Raw genomic sequence first — 13,067 nt, forward strand, 5'->3', positions numbered from 1 at the left:
TAAACCAAGGTAATATTCTACCAGATAAAAAATAACGAAATAATACATATCTTTCTTCGGTGTCAATATCTTTTTATTAAAATCAAAAGTAAATGGCAATGAAAATTTATCCCTCCTGATATTTAAGCCAGATTGGAAGTATTGCATCCAACAGTTATCCTTTTGAAATTGCCCTTTTCTTGAGTACCTTTAGTTAGTTAGCTTTAAAACTTTATGAAGGGGATTAAGTCTGCCTGTAACCTTTAACAGGAAATACTATGAGAAAAATATTAATGGGAATATTTATCGTTATGATCTTCAATAATCCAGTAAATGCTCAAAAACCTGCATCTGTTGAAGGAAACGTAAATAACCTACCGGTCAGGGAATATACTATTACTATCAACCAGGAAATGGTTGATATAGGAGGTAAAGAAAAAATGGGGATGACTATTAACGGTGGAATTCCAGGCCCCACTTTAAGATTTACTGAAGGAGAATATGCTGTAATTCATGTGAAAAATGAAATGGATGTGGAAACCTCAGTCCACTGGCACGGCCTTCTTCTTCCCAACTTTTTTGATGGTGTGCCATACCTTACTACACCTCCCATAAAAGCGGGTGAAACTTTTACCTATGAGTTTGAATTAAAGCAAGCAGGAACTTACTGGTACCATTCTCACACAGGATTGCAGGAGCAGGACGGGGTCTATGGTTCGTTTGTTATTGAAGACCCTGAGGAGGATCTGGATTATGACGAAGATTTGGTTCTTGTTCTTGCTGACTGGACTTTCGAAAAACCAACTGAGGTTTTAAGAACCCTAAAGCGTGGTCTGGAATGGTATGGGATCAAGAAGAATACAGTGGTACCGCTAAGTGAAGCTATTTCAAAAGGTGCCCTGGGTGCGCAACTCGACTTCTGGAGGCAACGGATGGAGGGAGTGGATATATCTGATGTGTATTATCCGGCCTTTATAACCAACGGAGCAACTTCACGGACTTACCCGGATTTTCAACCGGGTGAAAAAGTGAGACTTCGTTTTATAAATGCTGCAGCCTCCACACAATTCTGGTTAACTTTTGGAGGAGAGAATGATCCTCTACTCGTAGCCGCAGATGGCCTTGATGTAGTACCTGTAGCGCGGAATAAAACTTTTATTGCAGTAGCCGAAACTTATGACTTCATAGTTACTATTTCGCAAAGCGGGCAGCTTGAAGTAAGAGCGACAGCTCAGGATGGTACCGGCCAAACTTCAGCATTCCTTGGACAAGGGGAAAGTATAAGTGCTCCGGAAGACTTACCCAGACCAGATCTGGTTAAAATGATGAAAGAAATGGCAGACATGGATATGAAAATGGGCGCTCCTGCTATGAAATTTAATCCTGGAAAAGAAGAGCCGGAAAAATTGATGGCAAAGTATGGAATGCAGATGGATGAAATGGATCACGGGAAGATGGAGCATTCACAACCTGCCACGGACAGCCTCAAGGACAGAAAAATGAATCATGAAAACCACGAGGAAGCCGATATGAATAACGATAAAGATAGTAGCAAAATGCCCATGGAAGGAATGGATTCCGAAGAAGAAATGAAGGATATGAATATGTTCGCTGAATTCAATTACGATTATCTTAAGGCGCAGGAGAGCACAGCATTCTCTTCTGATCGACCGGTAAGAGAGATCCTGTTAAATTTAACCGGAAATATGCAGCGTTATATCTGGAGTATGAATGGGGTACCTTTATCTGAAGCTGATAAAATAGAAATTAAACAGGGAGAGGTTACTCGAATAACGCTGAATAATCTCACCATGATGCACCATCCCATGCATTTGCACGGTCATTTCTTTAGGGTCATAAATGAAAATGGTGAATATTCTCCTTTAAAACACACCTTGAATATCGCTCCTATGCAGAAGGTAGTAATTGAATTCGATGCCAACGAGTATGGGGATTGGTTCTTTCATTGTCACATCCTTTATCACATGGACTCGGGGATGGCAAGAGTCTATAGTTATGGAACTCCAAGAGATGAGCGTATGGAGGAGCACCCCCTTACAAATCTCACCAATAAAAGTAACCATTTCTTTACCTGGGGAGACATTGATGTTGCCTCCCATATGGCTGAATTTAACCTGATTTCTTCCAATATACGAAATCAGTTTACTGCAAGAGGAGAATATGGATGGAATGAAAATCTAGAAGCAGAGCTTACTTACGAGCGCTATTTAAACGATTGGTTTCGGGTTTTTGGCGGTCTTAATCTGGAAAATGAAAACCACAACAGTATGGAGGAAATTTCAACAACTGCCATAGCAGGGATAAGATATTTCACCCCTTTTATGTTTAATCTGGATGTACGCTTGGACAATAAATTGCGTCCACAAATAAGCCTTAGCAGAGAGATTTTGGTTTTCCGAAGAATTGCTGTTTTTGCCGAATATGAATTCCAGGCCGATTTCGGATGGGTAGATGACCTACCTGAAGGTGATAATTTAGAAAAAGAGGAAGTCTTCCAAATTGGAGCAGAATATTTCCTTTCAAAAAGCTTTTCAATAATGGCTAGTTATGATAACAGGTTTGGTACCGGCGGCGGCTTGTCTGCCCGATTTTAAAATTTTGGAAAGCTTTAGACCTGGTTTTCATATTTAAATTCACCCCTTTTACAAGTCCCTAAATAAAAAATATTCAAAAGTAAAAATATTAGATGTCTGGAGTTTTTTTAATTATTGGAATCATCTTATTGTTAATAGCAATTCACGACTTTTTTTTCACCACTCTATCCGGTAGTGGTATCGGCTTCATTTCCAGGAATATTTCTATTATATCTGATAAGATAATTCAAATGTGTGTGAAGTTCTTCGGAAGAAAAGCATACAATTATAATGGATTATTCGTGAACCTGATGATCCTATTTTCCTGGCTGCTCCTGATTTGGGGTGGACTCTTTTTAGTTTATACTTCTCATCCCGAAGCCATCACTAACAGCAGTGGCAGAATTGCAAATCATTGGGAGCGGCTTTATTTTACGAGTTATACCCTTTCCACCCTTGGAATGGGAAATTTTAAACCCTCTACTCCAATATTTGAGCTGGTGACCGGTGCTTTTTCTTTTTTTGGTTTTATTTTCTTCACAAGTTCGATGACTTATTTCCTTTCTGTTTCAACTGCGCTTGTAAATAAAAGATCACTGTCTAAAAGCGTATACAATATGGGAGAAAATCCCCAGGCAATTGCAAACAACATTTTATCATTTGATTCTTCCTTCAGCAATCAGCAAATCTCAGAACTACAAAAAATGATAGATCGACATTCTGTTAATCACCACGCATATCCAGTTGTTCATTTTTATAGACAGAATAAGAAAAAAGATAGTTTTGGTATTAATATAGCAAGACTAGATGAGGCAGTTACAATTCTCCTGAATTCCAGGGATGGGAAAAATTTCCAGGAGGAATTAAATTTGCTACGCTCTTCTTTATCGGGTTTCTTCGAAGATATGCAGGAGAATTTCTCTTCAAACCTGTCATCAGAAAAAGAAATGGCAGATTCATTTAATTTCCCCTATCCAGATTCTAAAAAAACCATTAAGAGCCTTCAAAAACGCAGGCAAATTTTAGGAGGCTTACTAAAAAGTGAAAACTTTACCTGGGAAGATGTTTTTTCTAAAAGTTAGGATGCAAATAAGATTAGCACTGTGGTTTTAACAAAAGTATAACTGACATAACTGAAACATTATGAGTGCATTACTTAATTTTAAGAGACCAAAAAATTAAGATTATGCCGGAAACAATCTGGAGGGCAAAGGCTGCAAAAACCAAATACCCCTCCCTAACCGAAGATACTGAGGTAGATATTGCCATCGTGGGTGGTGGAATAACAGGTGTAACCACTGCCTATCTACTTTCCAAATCAGGACAAAAAGTTGCATTACTTGAAAGCTACCAGGTAGGTTGTGGAACTACAGCCGCCTCAACGGGTAATTTATACACCATGGTAGATACCCGACTACATCATGTTCAGGCAAAATTTGACAATGAAACTACCGCAGTCGTAGCAAAATCCCGTTCTGCAGCGGTAGACTTAATAGAGAGTCTGGTAAAGAAGTATGAGATCCCTTGTGATTTTAAACGCCAACCGTGGATCTTATACACCGAATCCGGGGAAAAAGATGAAACCATTAAAAAGGAAAAAAAGACTCTGGAAAATTATGGACTGGACGTTCAGGAGCTAAATTCATTAGCCTTGCCTTTTAAAACCGAACTGGCTATTAAAGTAGAAAACCAGGCCCAGTTTAACCCTTCTTCATTTGTTACCGGACTCGCAGAAAAAACTGAAAGTGAAAATTGCAGGATCTATGAAAATACTCCTGTACATCATATTGAAAAAGGCGAACCTCATGTCTTACATACTCCAAATGCCAAAATAAAAGCATCTAAAGTGATCCTGGCTACTCACACTCCGAAAGGGGTCTATGCCTTACAAACGGCAATTTACCCTTACCGGGAATATGCCCTGGCTGTAAAATTAAAATCGGGAGAATATCCGGAAGGAATATTTTGGAGTACCGACTCTAAAACACATCCTTCGCTGCGTTCATATGAAACAGAAGAAGGGAAATTCCTCATTACCGTAGGATATCACCATAAAGTGGGACAGGAAGATCCCGACAAAGATTATTTTGGGGATCTGGAGAAAAACTTAAGGAGAAACTACGATGTTGAATCAGTCGTATACAAATGGTCTGCGCAGCATTATAAATCTTCTGATGGCTTGCCTTTTATTGGGGAAAGTACTGATGACAATATTTTTGTAGCCACCGGTTTCTCTACCGATGGACTTACCTATGGAGTGGTATCGGCAATGATCTTCAGAGACCTTCTCACCGGAAAAAGCAACAATTGGGCAGAAGTTTACAGGGCTAAACGTTTTACCCCATTAAAATCAGCCAAAACCTTTATAAAGGAAAATCTAAACGTAATGGGAGAATATCTGAAGGATATTCCGGGAAAAGAAGATGCAGAAAGATTTTCAGAAATTAAATCCGGGGAAGGGAAGATTGTAGAAATAAAAGACGAAAAGCTGGCAGTTCATCGTAATAAGGAAGGAAAACTCCATGTCTGTTCTGCCGTTTGCACCCATATGGACTGCATTGTGAATTGGAATAATAATGAAAAAACCTGGGACTGCCCCTGTCACGGGAGCCGTTTCAAACCTACAGGAGAGGTGATTGAAGGTCCGGCTTTTTCCCCACTGGACAAAAGACAAATTAATTCCGAGAAATAAATATTATGGTAATCACAGCAATTATTCTTATCGGTCTCGCCATTTTGATAGGAGCCTACCTGTTAAAATTCGTTTTAAAGGAAAAACATCCTCCCAAAGCCATTGTCATGACACATGGAGCTTTTGCAATCCTGGGAATATTGGTCTTACTTATCTATGCTCTAACCACTGAAGAACACCATAAACATTGGGATAGTTTTGTTATATTTTCAGTGGCTGCCATTGGGGGGTTGTATATGGTCTCAAGAGATATTAGACACAAAAGCGTGCCCAAGTGGGTGGCGATAGTACATGCAGGGATTGCCCTTTTCGGATTTGTATGGATATTAAGCCATGTTTTAAAAGAATAAGCATAAAATCCTGGTTATACTTAATTGGGTCTAACGTTTACAGGCTTTCAGCTAAGGCTGTGATTTTCTCACACTAAACCTCCGGGAACTTTTTGACTTTTGGCAATTTTGACTTTCCGAATGCTATTAGTAATAACCCAAGAATGGTGATAAGCCCTCCTATAATAGCAATGGTTTCGGGGAACTGGCCAAAGTATAAGTAAGCCCCGAATAAAACAAAAAGTCCCTTTGTGCTGTTAATAATTGCTTTTTGAGATAAGGGTATATACTGTAATGCCAAATATCCTGCAATAACCGTTAAAAATGGGCCCAGGGAAGCACCTATGAAAATATTCAGCAAGGGTTTAGACCCTATAATTAAAGATTCGTCAGAATATACTAAGCCCATAATTGAAAATATAAGTAAAAATAAACTTCGGTTGGTGGTCAATATGATGGGATTGATATTCTGGATATTCTTTTTAATAATCAGGGCGCTAACCCCCATAAAAGCACTGGAATACAGCACGTATTGAGTACCATCAATAAACATATCACTAATAGCAGAGTTACCTTTATAACTTATCACAAATGCGCCTATTACGGCAAGTGTCATTCCCGTAATTTCCCGGAAGTTAAATCGTTCTTTCAAAAAGAAGAAACCCAGTATGATAATAAAGACAGGTGAAATATTTCCAATAAATGATGTTATTGCCGGGTTGGATATGGTATGTATTGCCTTAAAAAAGAAATAAGTTCCTATAACCTCAATAATACCAAGCAACACCAGAATGCCCAAGTTTCTTCTGGCAAATTGTGTAATTGATCTGTAAGTTTTTTGAGTGCAACCATAAAGAAATATCCAGGTTAGTCCAAAAGCAAACCAATACACCCCAAATTGAGGTAGACTAACCTCCATAAGAGCGGCTTTACTGAATATATATACGTTGGAAACTGCAATTACAGAAACAAAAGCAAGTAAAACTCCTTTTAATTTACCTGATACTTTCACGGTATAAAGTTACGACCTTCGCTTCGAGGTATATGCAACAATTGTTGCTCAACTTCCTTGCTTTTAAGAAAAATTGGAGTTGGAAATAATACACAAAGACCTATCCCGGCCCGTTAGGGATTTTATGAATTAAAAAAGTTTAAAAAGCGAAATGATCACTACTAATTACCAGTTCAAAATCTCATTACCTATAACCACTTTAATTTTCCTTCCTCGATATATTGAAACACATACCGCGGAATGAGTTTCTTTGGGCCTTCTGAAATCAGAATCAAACAGTTCCACTTGCATGTAATAAAGCTCCGGGAACAATAACAATTAACTTCACGTATAAATTCCACAATTCACCATCAAACAGCTAACGACTTACCTATCCTGTTCCAACTTTTCTCAATTCTCAAAACTAAACTCAATTTTTCCGAAAAAAATAATACTTTAGAGCTCCGGTTCCGGAGATATTGTTAGTGGAACCTTTAAAATTTGATTATAATTTAAATTTTCTAACATGAAAAAATACCTCGCAGCCTCCCTGCTCGCCCTGGGTTTTAGTTGTAATTCCAACGACAATAATAAAGAATCCGCGACAGTTCAGATAGACCAGGAATCCCTGGCAGAGCACATCGAGACCCTGGCTTCTGATGATTTTATGGGCCGCATGCCTTTTACTGAAGGCGAAGAAAAAACAGTAAACTACCTCCGGGACGAATTTTCCAAATTGGGGGTCTCTCCCGGGAACGACGGAAGTTTTTTCCAGGAAGTTCCCCTGGTAGAGATCAACGGTACTGCTTCAGAAACTATGAAGATCTCCGGAGAGGGAGAGGATTTTGAGCTGGAATTCTTTGAGGAATTTGTGGCACTCACCCTAAAACCCGAAGAGCAGGTTAGCCTGGAAGATAGCGAACTCGTATTTGCCGGTTATGGCATTGTAGCCCCGGAATATGACTGGAATGATTATGAAGGTGTAGACTGGGAAGGAAAAACAGCGGTAGTCCTGGTGAACGATCCCGGCTTTGCGACCGGAGACAGCACCCTTTTCAAAGGAAATGAGATGACTTATTACGGTCGATGGACCTATAAATATGAGGAAGCAGCCAGGCAGGGTGCTGCCGGGGTGATCATTATCCACGAAACGGAACCTGCATCCTACGGCTGGAATGTGGTACAATCGGGTTGGACCGGCCCACAGCTTAACCTGGAAAGCGATGCCCCTGTGGCCGATGTGCAGGGATGGGTTTCCCAGGGAGCGGCGGAAAAACTTTTTGAAGCCTCCAGCATTGAGAATAAGAATTACAATGAACTGGCACTTAGCGAAGACTTCGAAGCCACGCCAATGGGTATTAATGCTACGGTAAGCATCACCAACGAAATAGACCGCAACACTTCTAAAAATGTAATAGCCGTTGTGGAAGGATCAGAGCGGAAGGATGAATTTATTTTCTACACTGCTCACTGGGACCACCTGGGGATTGGAAGGCCCGTAGACGGGGATTCCATTTACAACGGCGCTGTAGACAACGCCACCGGAACAGCAGCCCTGATCTCCATTGCTGAAGCTTTTAAAAAAGGAGAACAGCCAGAGCGTTCCATAGCATTTATAGCGGTGACTGCCGAGGAACAGGGATTACTCGGATCTGCTTATTATGCTGAAAATCCTATTTTTTCGCCGGAAAAGACCGTAGCAGTAATCAATATAGATGCGCTGCAAAGTCCGGGGAAAATGAAAGATCTTACCATTACCGGATACGGACATTCTGAAATGGATGAATACGCCAAAGAAGCTGCTCAAAGACATGATCGTTATATCATTGCGGATCCTGAAGCAGAAAAAGGCTTCTTCTACCGCAGCGACCACTTTAATTTTGCTAAAATTGGTATTCCTGCCCTCTATGCCTCCGGTTCCTATGAAGGCTTTGATATGAGCGCTGAAGAGGTAAAAGAGCTGAATGATGATTACAGTGCCAACAAATACCACCAACCTTCAGATGAATACGATCCTGAAACAACAGAATTAAGCGGTGTACGCGAAGACCTGCAGTTATTCTATGAAATAGGCCTGAAACTGGCAAATGAGGATTATTTCCCTAAGTGGTATGAAGGAAGTGAATTTAAGGCTGCTCGGGAGGATAATTAATTTCGTCTTCATAAATTTGATAGAAAGGTATAAGGCGTGCAAATGCATTCAGGATAATAGTAATAGATAATGAAAAAATAGCCATCCGGGGCCTCCTCCCGGTTAGCACAAATTAAAGTCAAACCGATACTTTTTAATATGGGAGCCTGGAATGTCAAAACAGTTAATGGAACTGTCTCATTTTTGAGTCGGTTTTCCATAAGAATCAGAGATAAAAACGATTCAACTCATAACAGCTTTGCACTATAAGGAAAATGCCGAAATTTTTTAAAAAACAAATTAGGGTAGTTTAAGGTTTAGATAAAAATAACAAAGCCCTTATTGGCTCTGGCCCTTCGGGTTTCAGCAGAAATCTCCATCCCAAAACAAAAGCCCGCTAAACCCCATCTTGAAGACACTAAAATATTTGAAATCCATTTTAGATAAGATACTATTCTGAAATTTGCATTGAAGAATAGAAGTTAACCTGCCTTAATACTTCACAAGTTATTTCTTAAATTAAACAGGCTAACGGAAGTAACGAAAGTATCCCCGGGAGCATGGAAAATTAGTTTCCTGCTTATTTTGAGTTTCTCTATAATTTCTCTTAAATACGGATTGATTTATTGAAATTTATCCCTTTTTAAAATGCGTAGCGCTACCGTAAAATAGTTCTGCGCTTTCCATTATAGTTTCTGAAAGCGTAGGGTGCGGATGAATGGTAAGGGATAAGTCACTTGCGGTACTTCCCATTTCTACAGCCAAAGCAATCTCAGAAATTAAACTACCTGCATTTTTTCCGGCTACTGCTCCTCCTAAAATTACTTCAGACTCAGGATCTATTAAAAGTTTGGTGAAGCCTTTATTTTCTCCAATAGCAGCTGCCCTTCCAGAAGCCACCCACGGAAATTTCACAATTTTAACCTTCCTGCCTATTTCTTTTGCTTCATTTTCAGTGAGTCCACACCAGGCGAGTTCAGGATTGGTGAAAACAATAGCCGGGATCACTTTAGGATCATAGGCGGCTCCTTTCTTCCCTGCAATTACCTCAGCAGCAATTCTACCTTCATGACTTGCTTTATGAGCCAACATTGGCTCCCCGGTTATATCCCCTATCGCAAAGATATGCTCGTGGTCTGTCCTGCGTTCAGCATCTACTTCTATAAATCCGTTTTCATTTGGTGAAATCCCAAGTTTGTCCAGACCCAGATTTTGAGTGTTTGGCTTTCTTCCTACAGCCACTAAAACGCAATCAAATTTTTTGCTTTTCTCATCATTTTTGCCTTTTAAGAATACCTTTACACCCTCTTTGGTCATTTTTACTTCTTCTACTTTAGTTTCGAAATAAACATTTTTAAAAGGCTCTTTTTTTTGAAATATTTTTATCAAATCACGATCTGTTCCAGGTAGAAATCCAGGGGTCATTTCAGCTACCGAAACTTTAGTTCCCAAACTGGCATAAACGCTACCCAGTTCCAGGCCTATGTATCCCCCACCAATCACCAACATCTTTTTAGGTATTTCTTTAAGTTCCAAAGCATCCGTGGCATCCCAGATTTTTTTATGGTCTATCTCAAGGTTAGGCAATTCCATTGCAGAAGAACCTGTAGCAATAATCGCTTTTTCAAAACTTACTTTGAATTTTTCTCCTTTTTCAGGACTTACTTCCAATTCATTCTCACCGGTAAATTTAGCTTTGCCCTGTACGTATTCTATTTTTCTGGATTTGCTTAATTGACCTAATCCGTCAGTAAGTTTCTTCACCACACTTTCTTTCCATTCTGCAATTTTTTTACGATTTATTTTTGGTTTTTCAAACTGCATACCCCATTCAGAAGCCTTCATAGCCTCTTCTTTGGTTTTTGCTAAATGCAAAAGCGCCTTAGAGGGAATACAGCCGCGGTAAAGACAAACCCCACCTGGATTAACTTCGGGATCAATGAGCGTGACTTTTATTCCCAGATCAGCTGCGTGAAAAGCTGCTGCATAACCTCCGGGCCCGGCCCCGATAATCACCAGTTCTTTTTTATCATTTTTTGCCATCGTTCCTTATATTTTTAAGATTAACCCAATAATGCTTCATATGGATCTTCAAGGGCTTTTACCATCCAGTTCATAAATGAGGCGCCATCTGCCCCGTCTATTAAGCGATGATCGTAAGACAAACTAAGCGGAAGTATACTGCGAGGTTCAAAATTATCGTCTATATAAACCGGCTTGATGCCTGCCCGGGATACCCCCAGGATCGCCACCTGCGGATGATATACTATTGGTGTGAAATTAGTACCCCCAATACCACCTAAATTAGAAATGGAAAAATTACCACCCTCCATATCTTCATTTGAAAGCTTTTGATCCCGTGCTTTTTGAGCTATTTCTGAAATTTCCACGGATAAGTCTTTAATACTTTTTTGATCGGCATTTTTTATGACTGGAACTAATAAGCCTTCATCTGTAGCCACCGCGATATTAATATTTACATATTTTTTAAGGATCATTTCCTCCTTTTCTATATCTATGCTAGCGTTAAACATTGGAAATTTGTGCAATGCTGTGGCTACAACCTTGGTTAGGATAGCAGTGAGGGTAAGCTTGCCTCCGGCTTCTTCAACTTTCTCTTTGTGATCCTCCATATAACTTTCAATACCTGAAATATCGGCCTCCCCAAATTGAAAAACGTGGGGAATAGATTGCCAGGATTCCAGTACATTTTTTGCCGTGGTTTTTTTAATATTGTTCAGAGGCTTTCTTTCTACCGCTCCCCATTTGCTAAAATCGGGTAGTTCAAGTTGCACGGTACCGGATCTTTTACCGCCACCTTCTTTATGGCTTTTGACATCTTTTTCGGTAATTCTGCCACTCTCCCCGCTGCCTTCTATTTCCTGAATGTTTACTCCCAGTTCACGCGCCATGCGGCGTACGCCAGGGGAAGCATAGACTTCCTTTGAAGATTGTTTATCGGTAGGCTTATCTTTTTCAGATTTCTCAGATGATTTTTTCTCCTCATAATCCTTATCCTCATCTGCGGATTCATCTTTACTTTCATCTTCATCTTCCTCCTCAGCAGACTTTTCTTCGCCTTCTTTTTTTTCTTCTGATTTATCTTGCTTGTCTTTTGTTTTCTTTTTCTCTTTTTCTTCTGAAGTTTTATCTTGCTTTTCCTCTTTTTTCCCGTTTTCTTCTTCTTCCGAAGCTTCTTTTTTCTCTTTTTCGTCGCCTGACTCTTCATTTTCTTCTGAACCTCCTTCAGCTTCTTCAAGGATAAGAATAACATCTCCTACACTCACCTCATCCCCTTCACTCACCTTTATTTCTTTAACCTTTCCCGCAGAAGTAGCAGGAATTTCGGTTGAAGCTTTATCGGTTTCTACTGCAATCACTCCCTGACCTTCTTCAATTTTGTCACCTTTAGAAACGAGGATTTCAGAAACAGTCGCAGTATCTACGCTTTCTGATATTTGCGGTATTTTTATTTCTTTTGCCATAACTAGATTTTTATGCAGTTCTTGGATTGATTTTTTGCGGATCTATATTTAATTTTTTAGCCGCTTTTTTTAATTCTTCCAGGCTGATTTGTTCCTGTTTAGCCAGACCATAAAGAGCTGCATAAGCGATATGCGCTGCATTGATTTCAAAGAATCCACGAAGCGCTTCCCTGTTATCACTTCTACCAAAACCATCGGTTCCCAAACTTATAAGCTCACCTGGAAAATAAGCGGCCAGACTTTCGGGAAGTGCTTTTACATAATCTGAAGCAGCCACAAAAGATCCTTTTTCATCTACTAATTGCTGCTCTATATAATTCAATTCTTTGTTTACCTGAGCCTTCAACCTATTGTTGCGTTCTGTATCAATGGCATTGTCATATAATGCCTTATAGCTGGTTATACTCCAAATATCGGCACCAACATCAAATTCTTCTTCCAGGATTTGCGCAGCTTCAGTCACTTCCTTCATAATGGCGCCACTACCAAATAAATGAGTCTTTCTGGTTCTTTTACGTGTTTTAGAATTTTTGAATTTATAGAGGCCATTAAGAATTGCTTCTTTATCTACATCTTTAGCCATTTTGGGCATTGGATAGGTATCGTTACTAATTGTGACATAGTAGAAAACACCTTCTTTATCTATATACATCTTTTTAATTCCTTCTTCTACAATTACCGCAAGTTCATAAGCAAAAGCGGGATCGTAAGCCCTTAAATTAGGAAATGCCAGGGCGTATAAATGACTTTGACCGTCCTGATGCTGCAAACCTTCTCCCGGAATACTGGTTCTTCCCGCAATACCTCCCATTAAAAAACCTTTTGCACCGGCATCTGCAGCGGCCCACATTAAATCCCCGGTTCGC

General features: G+C 39.7%; 8 protein-coding genes and 1 pseudogene. 5 read left to right on the plus strand and 4 right to left on the minus strand.

Annotated features, from left to right (window positions below):
- Positions 1-257 precede the first annotated feature (257 nt).
- From ACESK1_RS03670 to ACESK1_RS03685, 4 genes are all read left to right on the plus strand, one after another.
- On the plus strand, positions 258-2,594 hold the full coding sequence (locus tag ACESK1_RS03670; protein WP_372918047.1) for a multicopper oxidase domain-containing protein: 2,337 nt from the start codon (positions 258-260) through the stop codon (positions 2,592-2,594).
- A 92-nt stretch (positions 2,595-2,686) separates the two neighbouring features.
- Positions 2,687-3,655: an ion channel gene (locus tag ACESK1_RS03675; protein ID WP_372918049.1), complete on the plus strand. Its 969-nt coding sequence runs from the start codon at positions 2,687-2,689 to the stop codon at positions 3,653-3,655.
- A 104-nt stretch (positions 3,656-3,759) separates the two neighbouring features.
- Positions 3,760-5,265: an FAD-dependent oxidoreductase gene (locus ACESK1_RS03680; RefSeq protein ID WP_372918051.1), complete on the plus strand. Its 1,506-nt coding sequence runs from the start codon at positions 3,760-3,762 to the stop codon at positions 5,263-5,265.
- Positions 5,266-5,270: 5 nt separating this feature from the next.
- Positions 5,271-5,615: a hypothetical protein gene (locus ACESK1_RS03685; protein ID WP_372918053.1), complete on the plus strand. Its 345-nt coding sequence runs from the start codon at positions 5,271-5,273 to the stop codon at positions 5,613-5,615.
- Positions 5,616-5,688: 73 nt separating this feature from the next.
- Here ACESK1_RS03685 and ACESK1_RS03690 read toward each other — a convergent pair whose 3' ends face one another.
- Entirely contained in the window at positions 5,689-6,606 is a 918-nt protein-coding gene (locus ACESK1_RS03690; protein WP_372918055.1) for a DMT family transporter, read from the minus strand.
- 505 nt (positions 6,607-7,111) lie between these two features.
- Between ACESK1_RS03690 and ACESK1_RS03695 the strand changes: the two genes are divergently transcribed.
- Positions 7,112-8,737, plus strand: coding sequence for a M28 family metallopeptidase (locus tag ACESK1_RS03695; RefSeq protein WP_372918057.1), 1,626 nt, complete (start codon positions 7,112-7,114; stop codon positions 8,735-8,737).
- Positions 8,738-9,349: 612 nt separating this feature from the next.
- Here the strand turns inward: ACESK1_RS03695 and lpdA are convergent.
- From lpdA to ACESK1_RS03710, 3 genes and pseudogenes are all read right to left on the minus strand, one after another.
- The gene (gene lpdA / locus ACESK1_RS03700) at positions 9,350-10,759 is read right to left on the minus strand and encodes a dihydrolipoyl dehydrogenase (RefSeq protein WP_372918059.1); all 1,410 of its coding nucleotides are present in this window, start codon (positions 10,757-10,759) and stop codon (positions 9,350-9,352) included.
- Positions 10,760-10,779: 20 nt separating this feature from the next.
- Positions 10,780-12,201, minus strand: a complete 1,422-nt coding sequence (locus ACESK1_RS03705; protein WP_372918061.1) for a 2-oxo acid dehydrogenase subunit E2 — start codon at positions 12,199-12,201, stop codon at positions 10,780-10,782.
- A 10-nt stretch (positions 12,202-12,211) separates the two neighbouring features.
- Positions 12,212-13,067 (minus strand): annotated as a pseudogene (locus ACESK1_RS03710) (pyruvate dehydrogenase (acetyl-transferring), homodimeric type); the annotation flags it as partial.

Source organism: Salegentibacter sp. (assembly GCF_041642575.1).
In the GTDB taxonomy this organism is placed as follows: domain Bacteria; phylum Bacteroidota; class Bacteroidia; order Flavobacteriales; family Flavobacteriaceae; genus Salegentibacter.